This is a genomic window from Microcoleus sp. B3-D2 (assembly GCF_036705345.1).
Classification (GTDB): Bacteria; Cyanobacteriota; Cyanobacteriia; order Cyanobacteriales; family Microcoleaceae; genus Microcoleus.
The window spans coordinates 1-23,231 of the sequence record NZ_JAUBUG010000092.1 but is presented as its reverse complement, the minus strand read 5'-3'; the positions used below and the strand labels follow the sequence as shown (position 1 = coordinate 23,231).

At 46.8% G+C, this 23,231-nt stretch carries 25 protein-coding genes; 14 read left to right on the top strand and 11 right to left on the bottom strand.

Going from position 1 to position 23,231, the window contains the following annotated elements; all coding sequences use genetic code 11:
* Window positions 1-299: 299 nt before the first annotated feature.
* Window positions 300-893, top strand: coding sequence for a hypothetical protein (locus QUB14_RS25305; RefSeq protein WP_333220398.1), 594 nt, complete (start codon window positions 300-302; stop codon window positions 891-893).
* Here QUB14_RS25305 and QUB14_RS25300 read toward each other — a convergent pair.
* The 6 genes from QUB14_RS25300 to QUB14_RS25275 all read right to left on the bottom strand — a co-directional run bounded on the left by QUB14_RS25300 (window position 890) and on the right by QUB14_RS25275 (window position 8,152).
* Complete coding sequence (locus QUB14_RS25300; protein ID WP_333220400.1) at window positions 890-3,193, bottom strand: serine/threonine phosphatase; 2,304 nt, start codon at window positions 3,191-3,193, stop codon at window positions 890-892. The genes QUB14_RS25305 and QUB14_RS25300 overlap by 4 nt on opposite strands.
* A gap of 349 nt (window positions 3,194-3,542) precedes the next feature.
* On the bottom strand, window positions 3,543-6,098 hold the full coding sequence (locus tag QUB14_RS25295; protein ID WP_333220402.1) for a DHH family phosphoesterase: 2,556 nt from the start codon (window positions 6,096-6,098) through the stop codon (window positions 3,543-3,545).
* Window positions 6,099-6,332: 234 nt separating this feature from the next.
* Window positions 6,333-7,148, bottom strand: a complete 816-nt coding sequence (locus QUB14_RS25290) for a PD-(D/E)XK nuclease family protein (protein ID WP_333220404.1) — start codon at window positions 7,146-7,148, stop codon at window positions 6,333-6,335.
* A 51-nt stretch (window positions 7,149-7,199) separates the two neighbouring features.
* Window positions 7,200-7,349 carry a hypothetical protein gene (locus QUB14_RS25285; protein ID WP_333220406.1) on the bottom strand — a complete coding sequence of 50 codons (150 nt, stop codon included), beginning with the start codon at window positions 7,347-7,349 and terminating at the stop codon, window positions 7,200-7,202.
* Window positions 7,346-7,603 (bottom strand): type II toxin-antitoxin system ParD family antitoxin, encoded by a 258-nt coding sequence (locus QUB14_RS25280; RefSeq protein ID WP_333297358.1) that lies wholly within the window; start codon window positions 7,601-7,603, stop codon window positions 7,346-7,348. Before QUB14_RS25280 ends, QUB14_RS25285 begins: the two co-directional genes overlap by 4 nt.
* Before the next feature lie 324 nt (window positions 7,604-7,927).
* Window positions 7,928-8,152: a hypothetical protein gene (locus tag QUB14_RS25275; protein WP_333220410.1), complete on the bottom strand. Its 225-nt coding sequence runs from the start codon at window positions 8,150-8,152 to the stop codon at window positions 7,928-7,930.
* A gap of 164 nt (window positions 8,153-8,316) precedes the next feature.
* Between QUB14_RS25275 and QUB14_RS25270 the strand changes: the two genes are divergently transcribed.
* On the top strand, window positions 8,317-8,556 hold the full coding sequence (locus tag QUB14_RS25270; protein ID WP_006631291.1) for a helix-turn-helix domain-containing protein: 240 nt from the start codon (window positions 8,317-8,319) through the stop codon (window positions 8,554-8,556).
* Between the two features lie 118 nt (window positions 8,557-8,674).
* Here QUB14_RS25270 and QUB14_RS25265 read toward each other — a convergent pair whose 3' ends face one another.
* On the bottom strand, window positions 8,675-9,259 hold the full coding sequence (locus tag QUB14_RS25265; protein ID WP_333220411.1) for a PAP/fibrillin family protein: 585 nt from the start codon (window positions 9,257-9,259) through the stop codon (window positions 8,675-8,677).
* 154 nt (window positions 9,260-9,413) lie between these two features.
* Window positions 9,414-11,090 carry a glycosyltransferase family 4 protein gene (locus QUB14_RS25260; RefSeq protein WP_333220413.1) on the bottom strand — a complete coding sequence of 559 codons (1,677 nt, stop codon included), beginning with the start codon at window positions 11,088-11,090 and terminating at the stop codon, window positions 9,414-9,416.
* 412 nt (window positions 11,091-11,502) lie between these two features.
* Here QUB14_RS25260 and QUB14_RS25255 point away from each other — a divergent pair, with 412 nt between their 5' ends.
* The 3 genes from QUB14_RS25255 (at window position 11,503) to QUB14_RS25245 (ending at window position 14,332) form a co-directional block, all read left to right on the top strand.
* Window positions 11,503-11,742, top strand: a complete 240-nt coding sequence (locus QUB14_RS25255) for a DUF3134 domain-containing protein (protein WP_333220415.1) — start codon at window positions 11,503-11,505, stop codon at window positions 11,740-11,742.
* A 130-nt stretch (window positions 11,743-11,872) separates the two neighbouring features.
* Window positions 11,873-12,988 (top strand): phospho-N-acetylmuramoyl-pentapeptide-transferase, encoded by a 1,116-nt coding sequence (gene mraY / locus QUB14_RS25250; RefSeq protein ID WP_333220417.1) that lies wholly within the window; start codon window positions 11,873-11,875, stop codon window positions 12,986-12,988.
* Window positions 12,989-13,327: 339 nt separating this feature from the next.
* The gene (locus QUB14_RS25245; protein WP_333220420.1) at window positions 13,328-14,332 is read left to right on the top strand and encodes a glycosyltransferase; all 1,005 of its coding nucleotides are present in this window, start codon (window positions 13,328-13,330) and stop codon (window positions 14,330-14,332) included.
* Between the two features lie 340 nt (window positions 14,333-14,672).
* Here the strand turns inward: QUB14_RS25245 and QUB14_RS25240 are convergent, their stop codons facing one another.
* Window positions 14,673-14,801 (bottom strand): hypothetical protein, encoded by a 129-nt coding sequence (locus QUB14_RS25240; RefSeq protein WP_333220422.1) that lies wholly within the window; start codon window positions 14,799-14,801, stop codon window positions 14,673-14,675.
* 36 nt (window positions 14,802-14,837) lie between these two features.
* On the opposite strand from QUB14_RS25240, the gene QUB14_RS25235 reads away from it, so the two are divergent.
* From QUB14_RS25235 to QUB14_RS25215, 5 genes are all read left to right on the top strand, one after another.
* Complete coding sequence (locus tag QUB14_RS25235) at window positions 14,838-16,697, top strand: NAD(P)H-quinone oxidoreductase subunit F (protein ID WP_333220424.1); 1,860 nt, start codon at window positions 14,838-14,840, stop codon at window positions 16,695-16,697.
* 104 nt (window positions 16,698-16,801) lie between these two features.
* Complete coding sequence (locus QUB14_RS25230; RefSeq protein ID WP_333220426.1) at window positions 16,802-17,521, top strand: carbonic anhydrase; 720 nt, start codon at window positions 16,802-16,804, stop codon at window positions 17,519-17,521.
* 112 nt (window positions 17,522-17,633) lie between these two features.
* The gene (locus tag QUB14_RS25225) at window positions 17,634-19,187 is read left to right on the top strand and encodes an NADH-quinone oxidoreductase subunit M (protein ID WP_333220428.1); all 1,554 of its coding nucleotides are present in this window, start codon (window positions 17,634-17,636) and stop codon (window positions 19,185-19,187) included.
* A 173-nt stretch (window positions 19,188-19,360) separates the two neighbouring features.
* On the top strand, window positions 19,361-20,683 hold the full coding sequence (locus QUB14_RS25220; protein ID WP_333220430.1) for a CO2 hydration protein: 1,323 nt from the start codon (window positions 19,361-19,363) through the stop codon (window positions 20,681-20,683).
* 202 nt (window positions 20,684-20,885) lie between these two features.
* Window positions 20,886-21,092, top strand: coding sequence for a hypothetical protein (locus QUB14_RS25215; protein WP_172190588.1), 207 nt, complete (start codon window positions 20,886-20,888; stop codon window positions 21,090-21,092).
* A gap of 41 nt (window positions 21,093-21,133) precedes the next feature.
* Here the strand turns inward: QUB14_RS25215 and QUB14_RS25210 are convergent, their stop codons facing one another.
* Entirely contained in the window at window positions 21,134-21,604 is a 471-nt protein-coding gene (locus tag QUB14_RS25210) for a hypothetical protein (RefSeq protein ID WP_333220432.1), read from the bottom strand.
* Window positions 21,605-21,733: 129 nt separating this feature from the next.
* Between QUB14_RS25210 and QUB14_RS25205 the strand changes: the two genes are divergently transcribed.
* The 4 genes from QUB14_RS25205 (at window position 21,734) to QUB14_RS25190 (ending at window position 22,870) form a co-directional block, all read left to right on the top strand.
* Window positions 21,734-21,946 carry a helix-turn-helix domain-containing protein gene (locus tag QUB14_RS25205; RefSeq protein ID WP_006631306.1) on the top strand — a complete coding sequence of 71 codons (213 nt, stop codon included), beginning with the start codon at window positions 21,734-21,736 and terminating at the stop codon, window positions 21,944-21,946.
* 74 nt (window positions 21,947-22,020) lie between these two features.
* The gene (locus QUB14_RS25200) at window positions 22,021-22,233 is read left to right on the top strand and encodes a helix-turn-helix domain-containing protein (protein WP_006631307.1); all 213 of its coding nucleotides are present in this window, start codon (window positions 22,021-22,023) and stop codon (window positions 22,231-22,233) included.
* An 88-nt stretch (window positions 22,234-22,321) separates the two neighbouring features.
* Window positions 22,322-22,534, top strand: coding sequence for a helix-turn-helix domain-containing protein (locus QUB14_RS25195; RefSeq protein ID WP_006631308.1), 213 nt, complete (start codon window positions 22,322-22,324; stop codon window positions 22,532-22,534).
* A gap of 141 nt (window positions 22,535-22,675) precedes the next feature.
* Window positions 22,676-22,870 (top strand): hypothetical protein, encoded by a 195-nt coding sequence (locus QUB14_RS25190; RefSeq protein WP_333178469.1) that lies wholly within the window; start codon window positions 22,676-22,678, stop codon window positions 22,868-22,870.
* 122 nt (window positions 22,871-22,992) lie between these two features.
* On the opposite strand, the gene QUB14_RS28835 is transcribed toward QUB14_RS25190, so the two are convergent.
* The gene (locus QUB14_RS28835; RefSeq protein WP_445251866.1) at window positions 22,993-23,121 is read right to left on the bottom strand and encodes an NACHT C-terminal helical domain 2-containing protein; all 129 of its coding nucleotides are present in this window, start codon (window positions 23,119-23,121) and stop codon (window positions 22,993-22,995) included.
* Between the last annotated feature and the right edge of the window lie 110 nt (window positions 23,122-23,231).

Below are 23,231 nucleotides of genomic sequence, written 5' to 3'. Positions count from 1 at the left end.
CAATTATGAGTTAGCTCTAGGGGGCTAAATTTAAAACTTCTGATTATAACATATATCTTTTTTGCAAGAGGTCTATTTTTTATTAAATGTTGCATAAAGATGCTATTGCTTTCTCATTTTTGTAAAATATTTTCCCTATTATTGCTGATAAATAAATCGAGCTTTTTACCCAAGCATCTCTACTTAATCCTATCAAAATTAAGGACGGAATAACAATGACTAAAAACTTACAATAAATGGCTGTTGCTGCTATTTTGGGATAGGGGGCGACCGCAGTCAAATCTGCAGAGGCTGCATCAGTGAAATTAACTTTTTTTCAGGACACCGACACTCCTGTAGCTGTAGGCTCTTTCAGCTATGATGAATCGACTCCTTATGAAGCTATTTTTCCGTCAAGAAGTGTGGGAACACCTCCTTTAGAAATTAAGGCCAGCGATAAATGGTTTCTAGTACAGGATTTTGCGGTAAATTTACTCGGGGTGTTGTGGAACTTGTCCCAGGCTACAGTTGGCGACAGGGGTACAAGGCTTTCACCTTTCTTGTGGGCACCGTTTGACCGACCTCAATTACAAGTTCTTACGGCAAGTTTTTCCCCTTTCGGTTCCGAAGAACCCAATCTGTCGGGAAATTGGGCATTTGGAAATATACGAACACCTCCAAATCTGGTCATATTTGGGAATAGCGACGGGCCAGGATCTAGAATGAGCTGGCTGCAAAATGGTTTCCAATCAAACGGAAGCTACCTCAAAAGCGGATATGTAATAGCAGAGGAAGTCAAGCCTTGCTCTGAAAACTCCGAGGCTGTTCCTGAACCTGGAACAATGCGAGGTTTAACTCTGGCAGCGGCTGGCTTGGGCTACGCCAAGAAAAAGTTTGGAGCATCCAAATTCTAAAATCGAAATGCGCCTACCTGCGCCCGAATGATAATTGCCGTGATATTGTCGTGACCGTTGCGTTTGTTACCCAGTTCAATCAACTGGGCAACTCCCTGGTCGAGATCGGCTTGGGGATTGAACAGAGGTTCGAGAGTGTTTTGCCAGTGAGTTTCCAACAAATCATTATCTGTCAAACCGTCGGAGGCCAAAATCAACAAAGTATCTTCGCACAAGTCTAAAAACTGCACGTCGGGCTTGAGAAAATTACTGTCTCGCGGGCCGATGGCTTGAGTTAGTTGATAGGCGTCTGGACGGGCATAAGCAGTTTCCGGGTCAACCCCGCGCTTGATTTCGCGCTGCCCTACTTCGTGGTCTGAGGTGATTTTTTCTAGGGTTTGTCCCTTTCTCAGTCGGTAGAGGCGGCTGTCGCCGACGTGGGCAACGGCGAATTTGGTGTCTTGAACTAAGACTGCGACTAGAGTTGTACCCATGCGGGCGCTGCCGGAGCGTCCGTCCTTTTGATTGATTTCAAAGATGGCTTTGTTGGCTAGCAGGACTCCCTCGCGGATGGTGTCTGCAGGAGGTAGCTGATTTTCCCAACTGGTTTGAAAAAATTCTCTGAGGGTTTCAGCGGCTAGTTGACTGGCTACTTCTCCCCTCTCGTGTCCGCCCATGCCGTCGCAGAGAATGTAAAGCCCTTTGGTTTGAAAGATGCGACCGAAGGAGCTTTCGAGTTTGTTGAGCTGAGTCCAGATGCTGAAGAAGTCTTCGTTGTGGTCGCGCGTGCGGCCAACATCGGTGAGACCTGCGTCTTCTAAGCTGTAAATCTGGACGGGCATGGGCTGGGTTAAGACCTCGCCAACGTCGGGGGGGGACTGGTCTGGGCTGCGGAAAGGCCCGCGCGTCGGGGTTAAGCTTGGTGAAGGTGCGGGTTGGAGTTCGAGGGGAACAGTTTCTAGGCGCGATCGCAATTCTTCGATTGTGTTAATCTCGCCTCTGTACATTTGTTGCAGCAGTTCGAGCAAGGCGCCAAACTGAGTGCGACTATCGGACTGGCTAAATATCACCTGCCACAGTTGCCCCAAATCTACCAATTGCAGGTTTGAGCCGGCGGGTTCGGGATAGAGGTATTGCAGCCGCAAAGAAGCCAAGGAAAAGGAAGAGTCGGGGTTAACTCGCAAATTTGTCAGTTCCAACAAGCTTTGCCGACAGCGCCAGGGTTCTAGGGCAGCCCACAGTTCTGTCATTTCGTGCAGCCAGTATAAAATTTGCTGGGTGGAAGTTTCGGGTTGAGTCCACCGTTCTACCAGCAGCGGCCATTGGGAGCAGTCTTCTAGCAGCAGCACTGCCTGTTCGTTGTCTGACCAGCTATCGTGAATGACTGGCAGGTTTTGAGAGAATTGCCACCGGAGTGCCAGATAAGGTTCAGCTATGCCTTGGCAAAGCTCTGCTAAGGCGGAATTGGTTGAATTTTCTCCGCGTTTGATTGCTGCGCTATAGGGGGATGTTCGTCTGGCGACGCTGGCAGAGTTGGCTGCTAGCATGGCTTTGAGGGGTGACATTTCCAGCGGCTGACAGTCCAATACTGTTACTGCTACTGTGTCTGAGCGTTTTCTCGGCGGCACGGTTTCTAGGAGTTGGTAGCGCTGCTGGGTGTCTAAATAAGCTCCTGCTTGCTGGGAAGGGATTAAATATTCTGAATTGGGGACGGGGAATTCTGGAGATGGAGGGGAGGTGTCAGCTATGTTTGGGCTGTCGGGGTTCTCGGTAGCTTCGTGGATTTGTTTAGGCTGTGGTGCTGCGGTTGTAAAATTCGGCTCAGATGGGGTTATTTCGCGCTCTGGTGCTGTAGTAGAGCTTTTTTCTGTTGTTGGAAAGGATGCTGGTGCGATCGCCCCCACGGCTACCACAGGGTCAATTTCTCTGCTGCTGAATTCGCCGTCGCTTGGCTGTGGAGAAGTTAGTTCGACGGCTATTGGGGGTGCGTCAGTGGTTATTTCTGTTTTAATGCTGTCTGTGATTGGTTCAGCAGAGTTTTGGGGCGATGTAGTTTGTGGAACGATGTCTGGTTTTTGCGGAAACTCGGCTGGAGGTAGGGTTGACTCGTCTGGCTCGACTGCTGGAAAATTCGATCGACCGCAGATAATGGCCCGCCACACTTGACCTGTTGCGACGCCGCAATTCTGACATTCTTTGGCGCTAAAAGCGACTTGGGCACCGCATTCGTGGCAAGGTTTGTAAATTAGGGAATTTCCGCATTGTTGACAAAACTTGTTTGGATTGGGATTTTCAAATTGGCAGCGGGGACAGAGAAGCATAGGGGTTTAAAATTGGAGATGGGCGATCGAGTTTGGCGGTGGGGAGTTTTGGGTTTTGGGCTGTGAGTTAGGAGTTATAAGTTTTGGGCCTGACTCGCAACGGATAACTCCCATGGCCCTATGCCTTATTTTATCGGGATGAATTCAGAACTCAGATATTTCTTAGAACTGAGATGTTGTCTCCGTGTCAGGAATAGGCCTGTTAAGCGACATCTACAAAAACCTCTCTCGCTTCACAGGCCAAAAAGCCCGCCCCACCGGCGCGAGCGAGCGCGGGCCCTACAATAAAAGTTATCTCATGGGCGGAACTGGCATCCTGCCTGTGCTTAACAATGGTGGCAGATATCAGTTAGAAGGGATTTGCTGTAGAATCTTCTTGGAAAACGGTCTCTCGGGCGATCGATTGAATTGTTGAGAGGGGTACTTCACAGAAATATTTCCGCCGGAATTGTTCTTCGGAGACTGCTGCTAGGAATTGCGCTGCAAAACGCGCGGCAATCGGGGAATTTGGCACTGAGAATTGAATGGATTGGCTATCTAATAAGGGTTTGGGCATTTGATCGGGCGCGTCTTGCTGCTGTGCGGTTTCGGGTTTTCTGGCGATGTGGAAAGCTCGATCGCGGTAATGGATTTGGAAACCGAGATATGTTAAGGTTTTGAACCCTAGTTGCAGCGATGTGTCGCTGATGCCGAGTTTTTGGCGGAGTTGCTGTCTGGTGACGGGTTTGTTGGTGCGGCTGAGGTATTTGGCGATGCCGATTAGCTGTTGGCAGATTTGCTGTGGGGGTAGGAGGGGGGGTAATGTGTAGGCGATCGCGAGTTTTTTCTGAGTGTACTGTGCTTGCCGAAACCAGATCCGCAGTTCGTCCCAGCTTGCGGGGCATTCTTTGAGGACGATCGAGTTTTCGCGATCGACCTTTTCGGAATTGTCAACTAGATTGTCGATCGGCATTGGAGATTCTAAGTTTGTGCTAGCGCCTAATAACTCATCATCGTTATTTCTATTGCGCCAGTCTACAATCCAATCTATTGGAGTCTGAGAATTTATTTGGTTGTCTTCCGTGCGTTCTTGCACTGATACGAGGCGCACTTCATACCGCGATTTGTAAGTATTAAAATCGAGTTCAACGGTGACATCGCAGCGGCCTTGGGGAACTTCATTTTGATTGTGTCCCCACCAAATGCCGGGAAATCCCGTATCGCTAGATTCGTCCTTAATTGTAAATTCTGTTTTGATATATTCTACTTTTTGCCCTTTCAAATCCTTAATTTTTTGATTCCACAGATTGTCAAACCAGCAGTTTTCAATCAGCAATTTTGGGGCGGGGTTACCCATACCGCAAGGTTCGAGCAATTTTAATTCTTGAAATAAGTCCTTGCCTAATTCGGAGACAGTAATTTTTAGGTCGGATTGAATGGGGGCGGCTGTTAAACTATCGGTGCTGTATTGTTGTCGCAGTTGCTGATTAACTGCATCGGTAAATAGGGGGATATTTTCAACGGGGAGACTCAATCCGGCGGCGAAGGGATGACCGCCAAATCTGTGCAATAAATGCGCTTGGTCTTTGACTAATTGGTAAAGGTCGATTTGATTGGCGGAACGGGCGGAACCCCTGGCAATTTTGGATGGGGAAAGTGTTGGTGATTCTGAATCTAAGAAGGAGGTAAATTGCATTTCCGGGGAATTTTCATTAATTTTTTCGCTTCCTTCTGTGCTGAATAAAATCACGGGGCGGCCGTATTCTTGGGCGATTTGTCCCGCTACTAATCCTAATACACCTACGGGCCATTGCGGGTCGCTGAGGACAATGACGCTAGTAGTTGAAAGGTCCAGTTTGGCGAGTTTGTTGGCGGCATCTTTGGCAACATCTTTTTGTAAAGATTTACGTCTGCTGTTGGCAATTTCGGTTAAATTTGCTAGTTCTTCGCAGCGTTTTTTGTCGCGGCTGGTGAGGAGTTCTACGCAGAAGCTTGCGTCACCTTGAATGCGGCTGACGGCGTTGATTCGGGGGCCGAGGCCGAAGGAAATGTCGGTTGGGCGATCGCCCGATCTTTTGCACAGTTCGAGCAATTTTGCAACTCCCGGGCGGGTGGGATTTGCGATTTGTTTTTGCAGTTGTTGGATGCCGATTTGTGCTAGATAGCGGCTGTCTCCTGTAAGTTGGACTAAATCGGCAATTAAGCCGATCGCTACTAATTCTAATAAATCTGTGAGCGGGCGCTGCGGAATATCCGGTAATGTGTGATATAGTGCTTCAACTAATTTGTAGGCTACTCCAACTCCAGAGAGGTTAAATAGTTGGTGGTTTGGGGGAAAGTAGCGGGGATTGATAATGGCTGTAGCTGGCGGGCGATCGTCTGGTAATGTATGATGGTCGGTAATAATTGTATCGATGTTTAAGCTGGTGGCATATTCGATTTCGGCGATGTTTGTACTGCCAGTATCACAGGTAATAATTAAGCTAATTCCAGATTTGGCTAAGGCATTTATTCCCGGAATGTTGAGTCCGTGAGATTCGGTTAAGCGGTTGGGAATGTAATAAATTAGTTGGTCGTTGTGAGCAAAAAATTCTCCCAGTCCGTCCCAAAGTACGGAAGTTGAGGTAATGCCGTCGGCGTCGAAGTCTCCCCAAATTGCGACTTTTTCGCCGCTGTTTCGTGCTTGCTGGATTCTTTCGATCGCCCAGTTCATTTCTAGTCCGAATTCAAAGGGACTTGCTGGTTGGTAAAGTTGGGGATTTAAGAAACCGGGTATTTGTTCGGGATTCTGAATTCCTCTATACCAGAGAAGTGCAGCGGCATAGTTTCCGGGGAGTTCTGGTGCATGGTTTCTGACAGCTTGGATCAGCCAAGCTGGGGGTTGGGGTAAGGGTTGATTTTGCCAGTTTTGAGGGGTTTCTGCCATTCGATTTTAGATTTTAGATTTTAGATTTTAGATTGTGACTACAGATGAATCTAGGGGCTTGTTTGTATGTTAAATAAAACTTAAGCGAGTCACTGGTTCCCCGGCTCTGCCTGGGAACCCATTTCCAGAGGCTGTGCCTCGCTTACGATCGGGAAAATTGGAGGCATAGCCTCCCTATCTGCGTTACTAGGCAGAGCCTAGTAACGAGTAAAATTTGGGGGGTTTGTTTATATATTAAATAAATATTTCGTCGATTATAGCAAGATTTGGTAGCCAATCCGTGGGAGTTTCTGCTGCAAGATTGGGTAAGAAAGCTGTGTTGTCTGTTGTGCGGTTGCAGCGAGTGGCAAATTGACAGGAATCGCAAAGATTGGAACTAATTTCTACTTGGGGTAAGAATTCGCCGCCTTCGGTATAGCGCTGTCGCCAGTCGGTTAGCTGCTGCAATAGGTGGGTTAAATCTTGTTTTGTGCGATCGTGTTCTGTTTTGCTGTAATAAAATGTGAGTTTTTGCGGCGGTTCTTCTCCTTGCAATTGTACGAACCAGTATGTCATGGAAACTTGTTCGGGGGAATAGTCGCTGGTTTCTACTAAGACGTATAAATAGAGGCGAGTTTGCCAACTTTCAGCTATCCATTTTGATTTTTGAGGGCGGGGATAGGTTTTCCAGTCGAGAATTTGGGCGGCGTTGGGTTCTGCTATTAGCAAGTCATAGATAACGGTGAATAGGTAGTCTTGGAAAATTAGGGTGCGGGGGTGTTCCGCTTGGCGAAAAATGTTGTCGCTATTTTCTGAATCGGCGAAAAGTTCGGGTGCGGCATTGATAAATGCTTCCACACAGCGTCCCAGTTCGGGGTCTTGTTGGATGATAAATTCAAGGGGAAGTCCGAGTTCTCGCTGCTGCATTAATAGGTGAAAGTGGCTTCCCCATGTGAGTTTTTCTTTGTGTTCTGGGGAGGCGGTGGTGGCGAGTAGTTCTAGGTAGCTGTGTTGGAATTTGCGGGGGCATTCTTCGAGGATTTTGAGTTGGGTTTGCGAGAGTCGGAGCATTTTTTTGGTGTGATATTGTGGGTTTGGGGTAGGGTTTTGTGATAGTAATTATTACAATAAAACACGGCGGTTGAAACCGCTACTATACAAACGAACTTTCTCTCGATTGAGACTAAAAAATAAAGATTTACGAGCGGTGTAGTCTGCCATTTGCTCGATGTCTTGAATTGCGGCTTGAGTAAGAAGAAATTGTGCAGTCATGCTTGTGATGAACTGTAGCGCGATCGCAGGTTGGTGCGAATTTGTGCGATTGCGATTGCACCGTCTACGACTTCACCACGTTGGGATGCTTGCTGGCCAATCACTGCGTCTCGTTGAAGTTCTTGCAGTCGTCCTTGATAAATGTCTTCTTGTTGTTCGAGGAGTTGAATGGCTGCGAGGATGACTTCGATCGCACTTTTGTATTTGCCAGTCGTGAGTTGACGCTGCACGAGGGCTTCGACTTCAGGTGACAAAACAATTTGCATGGCGCTTGAGAGGAGAAGTGTTGATTCTATTGTAGGCGATTCCCTACGGGATAGCTGCGCTCGTGCGTACTTCAGTTATATTGTTTTGGATTAACGGGCGATCTTAATTTACTCACAAATCATATAGCAAGCCTATATGATTTGTGAGAATTTACCATAACTGTGAAGCTTGGGGAAATCAAATATCTGATAATGAGTAACTAACTTAAATATATATAGCAATCCTGTATGAATTGTGAACAACTTGCATGGGTAATGCCCCCGTGTCTACCTTACTCTTAGAGGGGCAACCACGGGGGGTTAATCCTACTTTTAGTCTGGTTGCAAGTCAAAGACTACGACAAGCGTTGCTTGAGGCATCAGTTGACGCAGGCACAGCAAGTGTCCGTCAGCATCCGATCGACTGCGAAATCGCCCCACAATCGCCCGCTGCATACTGGGCATGAGTTTGGCGATCGCCCAAGGGTACAGCCGTTTTTGGTACGCGATCGCCCCAGGATTCGCTGCGAATCCCTGTTGATAACCGTTTTGTGGCATGATGGTTTAGTATCCTCTATGGGCTACAGGAAAGGGCGTTAGTAAGTCTCTTGCCGGAAATCGACTAACGCCTCTACTACTATGATTAAACACCAAACTCACCTCATGTGTCAATACTTGGCGCTAAATATTGACACTTACTATATTAAAAGGTTTATTCAGCTATGGATTTGAGAGCCTTGAGAGAACGTGCAGGGCTGACAATCTTAGACGTAGCACGGGAACTAGAATGCGCGGAGTCTTCTATTCGCAACTGGGAAAAAAGCCGAACCTTGCCAAAGATGGAAGTTTGGCAAGTATTCCGAATGCGAGATTTGTATCGATGTAGCGAAGCGGAGTTGGTGCTAGCTGTCAGAAAGTCAATGCCGACGGAAAAGAAAGAACAGACAAAACTGACGGAGTAACAATACTTATGCAGTCTTGAAATGTTTGTTAAAGTAATAGATTTTATTTTTTCAACCGCAGATGAACGCGGATAAACGCCGATGAAATTGCGATCGCACTTAATCACACATCACAAAATCACTGTTTTGTCAAGACAAAAACACTTTCTTTATTCCCCCGCCCAATCCGCAAATCCTTATCCAAATAAGTGATATCCAGCCATCCCTGCTGTTCGCGAGTATCCAGCCCGATATCTACAGCAGCGAACTTTTTCCCCGACTCAATCTCATTGATAAACTTAACCGGAGATTCATAGCCAATCAACCTGCTTAAACCGAAAATCGACCGCTCAAACTTGATCTGCACTCGGCGTTCGGAAGTTGCCTCAAATCTCGCCGCTACACTGACAATTCCTTCCAAATAAGGCAAGCCGTAAAGTTCGCCAATGTTGTAAACTTTAGATTCTTTGACGCGGATAGATTGATAAATTTGACCCAATTTCACCAAGGGAAAACTGTCAAGATTCAGCAGTTCGCGGCTGCTGGTGTACAATAACCGCCAATCACCATTTAAAAGCTCTGCAGCTTCGACAGGGCGCGGTGTGGGGTTGTAATCTTCCAATTGGGCGATCGCACTTAAAATCGCTTGTTTGTCGCTGGGACTCGCCAGCAAACCGCGATTCTTACCAGCAATTATCTCTAATAGTGCAGATTTTCTAAGCATAATTTTTTAAGAACGAAGAACACGGATTTTGACACGAATACACGGATTAATTATCGAACTTCAGGCAAAAGTCAGACCGATCTTTTCTTCAGTCTCAAGCGAGAGGGACGAAATTTTGTGTAGTAGCAATTTTAATCGCCGAGTCCGCAGACTATTAACAACTAATAACTAAGATACCAAATTTCACCAGATAGAGCAGAGTCCGATACAGGGCTGCTAATTCTTGGTCGTTTTTGGTATAACGCCTGAGAACTTCTCCAACGCTGACAGCACCCTTTTGCTCGATCGCATCCAATATCTCTATCTGAATGTTAACAGAGATTCTTCTGTCCTGACCGAAGTTGGTAAACCAAATTGTTTGCAACTCTGTCAGAAGTTCTGGTGTGGCGATCGCACCCAGACTCAGCATCATCTCATTGCTTAAACTTCTAGTCGCATAATTACCTAATACCCGAAACGGATCGTCGCCTAGGGGATAAGGCGGCTTCCCGGGTTTTAAAGGTGCTGACTCCGGTGCCGCAAGGCGAATCTCTGCTAATTCCTGCCACAATTGTTCGTAAGCAGCAATTACTACTTTCCAATCATAAATTTCCCTCGCCCTTTGTCTCGCATTTTCCCCCATCCGCTTTCTCAATTCGGGGTTTTCAATTAATTGGCACAATGCCAGGGTGCAAGCATCAATGTCAACTGCTGTGGCGAGGGAAGTGTGACCCATGTAAGTCGGCCAATTTAAGCTGCCGTCAAGATAATTTAGGGCTAAATCTAAACAAGATTCCGGGGGCGGGATGAGTGTGGGAATGCGGAAGCCGTCTATTTCGTGGCGTACAGATTCTTTGTATCCGTTCCAATCGGAGACTATGGCCGGCAGTCCGTTCGCCATGGCTTCTATTGGTGTCAGTCCGAAGGATTCTTGAATGTTGTCGGACAGCGAAATGAAAATGTCGGCTGCAGACCAAATATTTATTCTAATTTCGGGCTGTCTCCCATCTAAAAAAATAGCATTCACCGACGGACAAAATATTTGTGCGCTATTTTTAAAGTCGGGTTCTTCTCTCGGATCTTCGATCCAACCGGCTTGAATTAAGTGGATCTTGGCTTTTGTCTGTTGTGATGCCCGTTCTAGGGCGATGTACATGGGTACCGGATGAGCTTTTGCAGAAAAAGTCAATCGACCGACAAATAACACAACAATATCTTCGGGAGAAATGCCGAATTCTTGTCGCAGTTGGCGGCGACTATTAACTGCTTCCACACCCTGCGGAAACGCGCTGCAATCGACTCCTAGGGGAATAACGGGGAATTTAACCAAAATTTCCGGTTTACCGCCGTTCCGCTGGGCTAAATATTCAGACCACTCCCTCATAACTCCTTCTACTGCTGTTTTCACGGCTGCAGAGGTGCAGATCAGGGCGTCCCAAGGCTGCATGGGTGCGGTTATCAAATCGCCGATCGCCTCCATGATGTATTTTGTACCGATCGTGTGAGTAACGCCGCAAACGCTGTAGGCCCGCTGATCGACAAATCTGCGCGCCCACACCATCTGCGACAAAACCGGATCGGGTCGGTAAATTGTGCCCGGTTGAGATAGCAAATCCGGTCGTTCCATGGGAATCCAGCGAACTTTCCGAGGTTTTTGCAGCCAAGGTTGGATGTGCGAACAAAACTCCTTAAAGGTTGTTGCGCTATCGGCGCAACAGTAGAGAGAGTCAGCGGTTCCGTGTTGGACTAAGCTTTTGAGAAACCCTTCTCCGGCTGAATGACGCCCCAGAAGTTTTTTCCCTCCGGTGTGGTAACCCTCTTTGTTGTATAAAACCGCTGCCGTTATATCCATTCTGAGATTTATTGCTTGAGAGTTGACTGAAGAAGCCAGAGGGCATTCGGGCTAAGGCTTTGATGAAAAACCAGGAGACTGTTGTGAATCAACCCCTTGCCGTTAGCGAAGCTTGCAGAATAGGATCGCCGCGTGTCCCGCGATATCTTAAAGACGATCGTCTCGGATTAAAATGCTTAGGGCTAAAGAAGGATTGGCAAGAGCGGATTTTAGTGTTATCCTGACGCCCATGCTGGGGGGCGATCGCCTTTTGGGTCTCCCATCTTATCCGATCCGGAACCAAACAGTGCCTGTGGTATAATGCTTTAGCCTTGCTAAATGCCCGATTGGCAAGTGCTCGATCGAAGCAGCAGCCCGTCGGCAAAACGTTACCTCCACTCGATCGCGTCTTTGTCTTTAAAAACCAAGAATCATGTACAACCCATCTCTGCGTCAAATACCTCGCCACTTGCCTGCGGATGTAATTCCATTAAAGCAGCAATCTTCTCTTTTAGACTGGTTGGAATCTAACAATCGCCTGTTAGCAAGGGATGTCCAAGAACCCGACTATCTGCACGAAGAAGAAATTTCTGAACTTATGGCAGTTGACGACAGTCCTTACGATGATTTAGAAGATGAAGTAGAAGATGATGTGAGTGTAGGGGAAGAATAACTGGTAGAAGGGTGAAGGAATCAACCGGAAACAGGGAAGAAAAACTAAGAGATTTCTCAGTCTCCTGTATCGCACCCTATTCCCCAATTTTCAATTGCTTATTCTCAAATAGTGTGTGGTGAGGAGTGTTATGGATAACTTTGTGGATGAGAAAATCCCTTTTACTATGCCTTTCAAACTTACAGGCAGGAATTTATTCCTGCTGCTGAGTTTGGGGCTCGGCATTGTAGCGATCGGTTTAGATGTAGCAGCGGGTAGACTTTTAAATACGCCTGCATCGCTATTTATGCCACTAGCTGTTTGTGCTGTAGTTGCATCGGGTGTGGGCTGTGTAGTTGTGCCTTTACTCCAGCAACTAAAAGCAGGACAAATAATTCGCGAAGACGGCCCCCAAGCTCATTTAAAAAAGGCGGGAACGCCGACAATGGGAGGCATCTTTTTTGTGCCAGCAGGAGTCGCAGTAGCTTTGCTTTGGTCTAGATTTAACTCAGATGTTGTTGCCGTATCGGCTTTAACTTTAGCTTACGGTTTCATCGGCTGGATAGACGACTGGCAAATTCTGCGCCTCAAGTCGAATAAAGGTATTTCACCTCGGATGAAATTGGCTTTGCAAATAGGTTTTGCAGCTCTATTTTGTCTGTGGCTGATGTTCCGCGAACCAGGTATTTCTACGAGCATTGCTTTGCCTTTCGGTTGGGTATTGCCTTTAGGTTTTCTGTTTTGGCCGCTGGCGGGTTTTGTGCTGGTAGCTGAAAGCAACGCTACTAATATTACTGACGGCGTTGACGGATTGATGGGCGGTTTGGGCGCGATCGCACTTTTGGGATTAGGCGCATCTGTAGCCTCAACTTCGCCAGAATTAATGATATTTTGCGCCTGCACCAGCGGCAGTTGTCTCGGTTTTTTAGCACACAACCGCAATCCAGCCAAGGTGTTTATGGGCGATACAGGTGCTTTAGCTTTGGGCGGTGCCTTGGGTGCGGTAGCTTTATTAACAAATAGCCTTTGGATATTATTAATTATCAGCGGGATTTTCTTTATTGAAACGCTGTCAGTAATTGCTCAAGTAGGTTATTACAAAGCTACAAAAGGGCCTGATGGAATCGGCAAGCGTCTGTTAAGAATGGCTCCACTCCACCATCATCTAGAACTGTGCGGCTGGTTGGAAACTCAGGTTGTGGGAATCTTTTATTTAACTAACGGGGTGTTAGTTTTAATGATTTTGATGTTGACGGGGAACAGTTGAGAACGGATTGGGTGACAGGTTGCACAGGGGATGTAAGAGATATTTTCTACTATTGGAAAGAAACAGGCAAGATGCCTGTTCCACAAGAACTGAATGCAGTTGTGGAACAGGCATCTTGCCTGTTTAAGGGTCCGAAGTTATAAGTTTGACAAGTTATATCCCCGTTAATGCAATGGAACTTAATAACGCTTTTTAATTATTTGAAGAACCGCCAAGACGCTTATAGGACAAAGTAAGAACTAAATTTGCTTATTTATCTTCCTTAGCGTCCTTAGCACCTTCGCGGTTCTTTTAATCTTACTCAATATTAGTTATGCTATCGTTTACGGTTGTTTGTGAATGACTAAAACGTTTTTACCGGAGGTTTCGGTGGTTGTGCCTGTTTACAACGGCGAGAAGGATTTGCCGGAGTTGATCGAGTGCCTGCGATCACAAACTTATCCGCCACACAGAGTAGAATATCTCTTAGTAGACAACAAAAGTCGCGATCGCACTTCAACCATCCTCCAAACAGCAGCCTCTAACCCCCCCTCACTCCCCCCTTTGGTAAAGGGAGGAAGCAATTTCAATGAAATAACCATTCGCCACCTCACTGAAAATCAGATTCAAAGTTCCTACGCCGCCCGCAATCAAGGAATTCGCGCATCCACAGGCGAAATCATTGCATTTACCGATGCAGACTGTCGCCCGGAATCTGGCTGGCTGGAAAATTTAGTTAAGCCATTTGTTGACTTAGAAGTAGGAATTAGCGCTGGGGAAATACTCGCATTGCCCGGTAAAACTATTTTAGAACAGCACGCCGATCGCCAAAATACTTTATCTCAAAAACATACTCTCGCTCATCCTTTTTGTCCCTACGGTCAAACCGCCAACTTAGCTGTAAGGAGGCTAGTTTTACAACAAATAGGATTATTTCGCCCTTACCTCACCAGTGGCGGCGATGCTGACTTGTGTTGGCGGATTTTGCGGGAAACATCCTATAAAATGTATTTTGCCGAAAATGCGATCGTCCGACACCGCCACCGTTCCACCATAAAACAGTTGCAAAGTCAATGGTATCGGTACGGCGAATCTAATAAATATTTGCACGAACTCCACGGTGTCGATTTGATGCGAGAATTCACAACAGGGGAATATTTTTACCGGCTGGCTAGGTGGCTGTTAAAGGAATTTCCGGTTGCTGCTGCCAAAAGTGCGTTAGCGAAGCCCTCGAAGAGGATCGCCCGAGCCGATCTGGTAGATTTGTTTAATACGCCGATCGGTCTTTTGAATGTTAGGGCAAGGTCGATGGGACAGCGCCAAGCCAAACTGCCCGAATCAGCTTGGGACATTGAGCGGTTTTAAACTTTTAGAGCATCAGGCTTTCAGGGGCGGGCTCTCCTGCCCACCCCCTACTCCCCACAAAAAAATTGAACTATGAGTGGAACAAGCCGGAAAGCCTCTTCTAAATAAGGCTTTCACGGGCGGGATCTCCTCCCCAACCCTTACTCCCCACAAAAAAAATTGAACTATGAGTGGAACAGGCTTTCGGGCCTGTTCATCAAAATGGTGCAAGATGTGCGACCGACAAATATTCTTTTGTAGACAATCCCCCCCCTATAAATACCTATAAGTGAAATTTATTGATTCATATAGATATGCTGAATCAGAAATATGAAAATTTAACGTAATGCTTAATATAAAATTAATAAGTCGATTCTGAAGCGCTCGGTTTGACGACGGGAACCAACTCAGAGGCAAACCCCCAAATTTTCTTTACTTCTGCCTTCTGGCTTTTGAGTGCTGTCGTCAGCGCGATCGGAATTATTCTCATAATTTTAAATTTTTGTAACCTTTACAGGTAATGCCAATGGATCAAATATTAGTCCAGACCGTTTGGTTTATACCTTGCTATCCACTTATCGGCGGAGTTCTGTCGATGCTGTGGTTTCCGGCAGTTACCCGCCGCACGGGGCCAAGACCATCCGGTTACGTGAACGCCATATTAACCTTGTTCGCTTTCTTACACGGCGTCATCGCCCTCACAGCTATCTGGAACCAACCGGCCGGGCATCAGTTCATTCCCTGGCTGAATGTAGCAGGTTTAGACTTAACCATTCCGATTGAAATCTCTGCTGTCACCGTCGGGGCGACAGTTTTGATTACCGGACTGAACTTGCTGGCGCAGGTTTATGCTTTCGGTTACATGGAAATGGACTGGGGCTGGGCTCGGTTCTTTTCTCTGATGGGGCTGTTTGAAGCGGGGATGTGCGGCTTGGTACTGTGCAACTCCCTGTTCTTCAGCTACATGATTTTGGAAGTTCTCACCTTGGGTACTTACCTGCTAGTCGGGCTGTGGTTCAATCAGTCTTTGGTGGTGACAGGAGCCCGCGACGCTTTCTTAACCAAGCGCGTGGGAGATTTATTCCTGCTGATGGGAGTAGTTGCGATTCTGCCGCTGGCTGGAACTTGGAATTTTGACGAGTTGGCTGTTTGGGCCCAGACTGCAAAGCTTGACCCCACTGTAGCGACACTGCTGACTTTAGCTTTGATTGCCGGCCCGATGGGTAAGTGTGCTCAGTTTCCCTTGCACCTGTGGCTAGATGAGGCGATGGAAGGCCCGCTGCCGGCGACGATTTTGCGGAACACCGTAGTTGTGGAAACTGGTGCTTGGATATTAATTAAGTTGCAACCGGTGATTGCTTTGTCGCCGATTGGGATGACGGCAACTATTGCTGTGGGTGCTGCGACGGCGGTGGGTGCTTCATTAATTGCGATCGCCCAAATTGACATTAAGCGCACGCTTTCCTATATAGTCAGCTCTTACATGGGCTTAGTATTTATCGCCGTCGGTACCGAACAAGCCCAGACAGCCCTGACATTGATATTTGCCTACACCTTCGCAATGGGTTTGCTGGTGATGAGCATCGGTTCGGTAGTTTGGAACAGCATCACTCAGGATGTCCGAGCTCTCGGCGGTTTGTGGGGAAAGCGGCCAATATCAGCGATATCGTTTATTGTCGGTAGCGCTGGATTGGTGGGACTGCCGCCCTTCGGCTGTTTCTGGGCTTTAGAAGACTTCACATCCGGGCTTTGGCAAACTCACCCTTTCTTGTTAGGAATAGTGCTGTTTGTAAACGGCGTCACTGCTTTTGGCTTGGTGCGCGTCTTCGGTTTAGTTTTCGGCGGCAAACCAAAGCAAATGACCGAACGTTCGCCGGAAGTTCACTGGCCTTTTATCTTGCCGATGACTGTTTTAATGGGCTTTACTTTGCACGTTCCGCACTTGCTGGCGACGTGGCAGGTCTTGCCTGGGGCAAGTTTTAATTATACCGCCACTGCACTGCTAGTTTTCTCAACAGCGATCGGCATCGGTGCAGGAGCATTTGTTTACCTGAACGAGAAATGGGAAAAACCGGTGCGAATCGGTTCTCAAGCCCTGCAAGACTTTTTTGCTTACGACTTTTACACCGCCAAACTTTACCGCGTGACAGTGATATTTGCAGTTGGTTTGGTTTCGCAAATCATCTCCTGGGTCGATCGCAATATTGTTGACGGATTCGTGAACTTAATCGGTTTTGCAACGGTTTTCGGCGGGCAGAGCCTCAAATACAACGTTACGGGTCAAACTCAGTTTTACGCCCTGACAATTCTGTTGGGAGTAGCACTTTTGGGACTGCTGGTAAGCTGGCCTTTGCTAGCTCGATTGTCGCTGATTGTGGGCGGGTAAAGAAATATAAGGTTGAAGATTTTAGGTGACAGTTTTAATCTAAAATCTTAAAAACATGAAGTCTTGAACAAAGATTTCAAACTAGATACAACAAGGCAACATCAATGAACTCAAATAACAGCAAATTCAATCTTTCCCGGCGCAATTCACTCAAATTTGTCGCAGGAGCCATTGGTACAGGGATACTCGCAGCACGAGCAGGCGCTGATTTGGCTGCACCCGAACCAGCAATTGCTCAAGCTGACTTGACTCCCGATGCAGCTCTCCAAAAGTTAATCGACGGAAACAAACGGTTTGTTGACAGCAAACGCCAAAGTCCCAACCAAGACTTACCTCGCCTTCTCGAAGTTGCCGTAGCTCAAAAACCCTTTGCTGCTATTCTCGGCTGTGCAGATTCCCGCTTTCCTTCCGAAATTATCTTCGATCAAGGATTGGGAGATTTATTTGTCTGTCGCGTGGCCGGAAATGTTGCTACTCCCGAAGAAATTGGCAGCCTGGAATTTGGCACGCTGGTATTGGGAGCAAAAGTGCTTGTGGTAATCGGGCATAAACGTTGCGGTGCGGTAGACGCAACCATTAAAGGAGCTCAAGTTCCCGGTCAGATTGGCAGTTTGCTCGACGCCATTAAGCCTGCTGTAGAAAGCTCGAAAAACCAAACGGGCGACAAGCTAGAAAATGCTTCAAAAGCCAATGTTGTGCTCCAAGCTAACAAGTTGAAAGCCTCTCCAGTTATCTCTAAGTTAATTGCGGAGAATAAACTGAAAGTTGTGGGTGGGTATTACGATTTAGACACGGGCCGAGTCACTATTCTTTCTGAGTCGTGATGAAATTTGGAATTGATAATTGGGAAAAAGTTTAACATCTAAACTCTCAAATTATCAAATACAAGAGGCTGCAAAATAGATTGTTCACTCTTCACTCTTCACTTCACACATTATGCTTAGTGCCTTGCTCTGGTTGCCCGCGTTGGGCGCTGCGGTAGTCGGGTTCCTGCCCGGAAATATCAATGGAATGCGTCTGCGTTCAATAGCCTCGGCTTTTGCGGCAGCTATTTTCATTTTGAATATCTGGCTGTTGACTCAATTCGATCCAGCCAATTCGGGACTGCAATTTCAAGAATATTTGCCTTGGATTCCACAATTAGGTTTGAGCTACAACTTGGGCATTGACGGCTTGTCCTTGCCGCTGCTGGTTTTAAGTGCTTTGCTGACGCTATTAGTCATTTACGGCACTGGCGAAAAGATGGAGCGCCCCCAGCTTTACTACGCTTTGATTTTGCTAATCAATGCTGGTATTGCCGGAGCTTTGATGTCTCAAAATTTGCTGCTGTTTGTACTGTTTTACGAAGTAGAATTAATTCCTTTTTACCTGTTGATTGCGATTTGGGGCGGAAAGCAGCGAGAATACGCTGCCATGAAGTTTTTGATCTACACGGCTGTTTCGGGACTTTTAGTGCTAGCAGCATTTTTGGGTGTTGCTTGGCTGAGTGGGTCTTTAAATTTCGATTACACTGCGATTACCACTCAAGAATTGCCGATAAATTTGCAGTTAATCCTGCTAACAATTTTGCTAATTGGGTTGGGAATTAAAATTCCTTTAGTGCCGCTGCACACTTGGCTGCCGGATGCTTACGTCGAAGCTTCGCCAGCAACAGCCATTTTGCTGGGAGGGATTCTGGCGAAGTTGGGAACTTACGGTTTAGTGCGGTTCGGCCTGCAGATGTTTCCCGAAACTTGGTCGATTATAGCTCCCGCTTTAGCGATTATCGGGACTGTGAGCGTGATGTACGGTGCTTTGAGCGCGATCGCCCAAAAAGACATCAAGCGCATGGTAGCCTATAGTTCGATCGGACATATGGGCTACATCCTCGTTGCCTGCGCGGCGGGTACGAAGCTGGCATTAATCGGTGCTGTCGGGCAAATGGTAAGCCACGGCTTAATTTTAGCTTTGCTGTTTTATTTGGTAGGTATCATCGAAACCAAAGTTGGCACGCGGGATTTGGACGTACTCAACGGCTTGATGAACCCGATGCGGGGTTTACCCACGGCCAGTTCCCTGTTAGTTTTGGGCGGCATGGCAAGCGCCGGAATTCCGGGTTTGGTGGGTTTTGTTGCTGAATTTTTAGTGTTTCAAGGCAGTTTCTCGATCTTTCCAATTCCAACTTTACTGTGCATTTTAGCTTCTGGTTTAACAGCAGTTTACTTTGTGATTCTGCTCAACCGCACTTGTTTTGGGAAGTTGGACAATGCCACGGCTTACTACCCTCCTGTTACGTTTGGTGAAAATATGCCGGCGCTGGTTTTGGCGGGCATCATTTTTGTTTTGGGGATTCAACCTGCTTGGCTGCTCAAGTGGAGCGAATCAACTACAAATGCGATCTTTGCTACTCTGCCAGCGGTCAGAAATACCCAAATAGCTATTAGCTATCCCCTAGAACAGTCGGCTATGCAAATCGCGTCTACACAAACGAAGTCCGCCTCTGCAGACTAACAATCTACTCGTTACCAGGCTCTGCCTGGTAACGCAGATCCGGAGGCTCTGCCTCCAACTTTACGGCTCGCGGGCCTGGATATCGGTTCCCAGGATCTTCCTGGAAGTTAAAGAATCGCAGCTTTTTGCAATAATTCAAAATATTTAGATTCACTCAATCAAAGGAAGAAACAATGGTACAAACCCCTAATAAACCAGCAACTAAACTACCTCCTTCCAAGCACCAATTTGCCGAAGTAATTCACAGGCTGGAAGCTGGCGGCGCGATGATTCCAGATACGCCGGAAAATCTGATGCAAATCATCGCTATCTGGAAAGCTTACGCAGTGCCGATGGATTTCTACTGGCGGGATTTGCTTTACATCGCCGAACGGGTATTTTTACACCCGCTTCCTTTCTTTAAATACTTCTTGCCGCAGGAGTATTTAGACTTGCAAAATCACTATGCAGGCGACGGTGCAGATTTGCGGATTTGGCGCGGGACTGGAAGTGTTCACCCGGAACTTTTGGAGTTCATGCAGAAGGGTGAAACGGGTAAAATGCCGCGGCTGTTTCACCATTTGTGGCACGATCGCATTAACATGGAATTTGCCGAAGAGTGCATGAGGTCAATGCTTTGGCACCGGGGTTTGTACGTGCCGACAAATCAATTCGATCCTTATTTGGACAGTGACGAATATAAGGCTAATGCCGATCGGGCAATTAAAGCTTACTTCAAAAAAAACCCGTTCATGCTGGGACTTCACAAAGCATTTCCAGAAATGTTTTTAGAACAGTGCCGCCAAATGTCTTATTACAGCAATCTCGGTTTATTCTGGGAAGTCATGGCGCCGGTGTTTTTTGAGGTTTCCGACTTGTACGACGAAGGGAAAATTACGACAGTCCCGCAGGCGATGGATTTCCTAGTAAATGGCATATTTGCGATCGCCGGTCGTCCGATTTACCACCACGTTCAAATCGACGGCGAAACCTACGAAATCATCCCGAAATCTAAAGGTTTCACTTGGCTTTACGAAGCAGCGTTACCTTACGTGGAAGCTGTATTTTATCGCACTTCGCCGTTCCGAGGCACCAAATCTTACAACGCTCAAGCTAAGGAAGTTCCTGACGATCAAAAAGACTTCCACTACGGAGTTTTGTATGCAGACAAATTCCCGGTAGGTACGGCGGGGATTCCGCCGACTTTGCTAGCACAAGATATGCTGCATTTCCTGCCGCCGTATTTGATGGATTTCTACAAACAGCGCTGTCGCGGCGAAGATGATATCCTTAATCAAATTGGGGTGACATTTCAGCGATCGATGTACTGCGTTACTTCGGCGGTGATTCAAGCTTTGCGGACTGCTCTTTTGTATCCTTTAGATGACCCAAATCCAAAGCATTTGAAGGCAAATCGAGCTTTCTTTGAGTCTCAAATCGATCGCTTCTGTCGCCCGGAATACGGCATGAAATATGCTGCGAAGCTCAAGAATATTCAGACTTCGGATTACAGGTAAAGGATGTTTTCCGGCGGCAAAGATGCCCACCCCACAAGCAACCTGATGTTTTGTGGAACAGGCATCTTGCCTGTTCTGGAGAAGGGTTCAAAATATCGGTTAAAAGCGACGGGAAAAAATGAGGTTTTTTTAAAGGGATTTCAAAGTTGGTATAATACCAGTCCACCTACCAACAAATAACAAATAACAAATAACAATAACTATGGACAGCAAAGATCTAGCCAAATATATCGAAGCAAAGGACGGGATTTCCAAACCTTGGCTGTTGGTGCAACTGCGGCTGAAAAAATTGCAAGAAAGGCGATCGGAGATTTCTGCTGAAGAGTATATGACAGAACTTACTGACCTTCACAAAGATTTAATGAATCTGGGGGAATGGTGGCTGGGTATCGAGGATGAAGTGTTTTAAAATTTAATTGAAAGTTCAAGTAGGATTAAGTCGATCGCACTTTAAAATTTCTCCATCAAATCTTTTTCTTGAGCATAAACATCTCGTAGCTGTTGCAGCGCCGCCCCAGAAATGACCGATTTAACAGTAGCTACCAGTTGGCCCCACTCCAGCAAGCTGTCAACTGAAACAGCTTTTTTGAACTTGTGGGTGTAGAATTTCGTCCAAAATGCTGGTGCTTGCTTGCTTTTCCAGCGTTTGTACCATCTGCCAAAATCTTGAGGTGCGATCGCATTTACTCGGACAATCGGGGGAAAATCGGCGTAGCTGACAAACCGGCTGATGCCTTTGGCGTGCACGTACACCATGTAACGACAGCATTCAATGCGGTAAATCTCGTCTGCTGCGATATTGAACAGCAGTGCGACTGTTTCTTCTGTGACAAATCTCGCCAGCGGATGCAGGATGGGAGATTTGTGAATTATTTTGGAGCAGGCGAAAGTGCTTGATTTTAGCTGGGATGATGCTATCATACTAAGTCAGACAGCTAGTAACTGTCTATTTAAGTTTTGAAAACGATCGCCCTTTAGTTTTCCAGGCCGGGGGGCGATCGGCTTTTTAGATAAATTTATTGTAAGGTGTTATAGCACCCATTGTCAAGCATGGGTTTAGTAAGAATTAAAGTCAGAGAACTAGCAGCAGAGAAAGGCTGGACATTCAAGGAAGTTTCAGAACGTTCTGGGGTGGTATACAACACGGTTAAGCATTATGCTCGCTGTCCAGGGCTGACAACGGTTGACTTTACTTTGCTGCTGAAATTAGCTCGGACTTTTGATGTGATGATTGAGGATTTGGTTGAGGTTTTGGAGGAGTAGCCGATCGACCACGATTTTGAGTGATTTTCTGATATCATGGTGGGTCAACCTTAGAATTGCATCAACTGTCAAGCATGGGTTTAGTCAGGCTAAAAATTAGGGAATTAGCGGCGGAGAAGGGCTGGACGCTTAAGGAAGTATCCGATCGTTCAGGGGTAATTTATAGCACTGTCAGAAGCTATGCTCGTCGTCCAGAAATGGCAATGGTTGACTTTACTTGCCTGCGGAAGTTAGCTCGGACTTTTGATGTGATGATTGAGGATTTGGTTGAGGTTTTGGAGGAATAGGTCGATCGGCCTTTAGTTTTCTACGCCGGAGGGCGATCGCTTTTTCAGATGCAATTATCTTAAAACGCAACTGCATTATTTGTCAAGTATGGGTTTAGTCAGAGTTAAAGTGCGAGAGCTAGCGGCCGAGAGGGGCTGGACATTCAAGGAGGTAGCTGAGCGATCGGGCGTGATCTATAGCACCATAACCAGCTATGCTCGTCGTTCAGAAATATCAATGGTTGACTTTACCGCCCTGTACAAGTTAGCGCGGGCGTTTGATGTGATGATTGAGGACTTGGTGGAGATTATTGAGGAGTAGGCGCTCGACCTTTCCACGTTTCCACTATAAACCCTTGTGTTTCGTCTTGTCAAGACGCGCTTAAGCACTTTGCATCGCAGCTAAAAGCTCAGCTTAAAGGTGCTAAGATTTAGTCAAAGTTGTTAATCTCCCGTTACCTTTGTGACTAGAGCCAGTACCGCCATCGGGGTGAGCCCCATCATCAAGGAAATTGTGCAGAAAAAGGCGCTAGCAACCCGACTAACGCTGAAGGAAATCATTTATGTCGGGATGCTGGCGATTGACGAGTTGGACGAAAAGCGCTTGCAAGAATTGGCAGATAAGGTACATCAGATGCAGGTGAAGGGCGAGATTTGAAGCTGAAGAGAACCAGGTGTCCAGAAACCGGGTTTTTACGAAAAGACGCGTTGCAACCAGCAGATTAGGAAAAAAACCCGGTTTCGAGGAGTCGGAGTGCGTCCAGGACCGTATCTAGAATCTCAAAGGGTAGAATTATCTGGAACTACCAACATCCGCGATTCTATTTCTTCCCAGGTTTTTGGTGATATTCTCACTGCTGCTTCTTGGCATTGAATAATTAAATAATTGGCATATAAATAAACTCTCACGGCCCTGGGGGGGTGACGACCCGCCCCAAACCCATATTTAGGGCTTGCTGAATAATCGAGTGCATATTGCGTCGCGAAAGGTTTCGAGCGCGCGAGCGAGAATAAAGTGC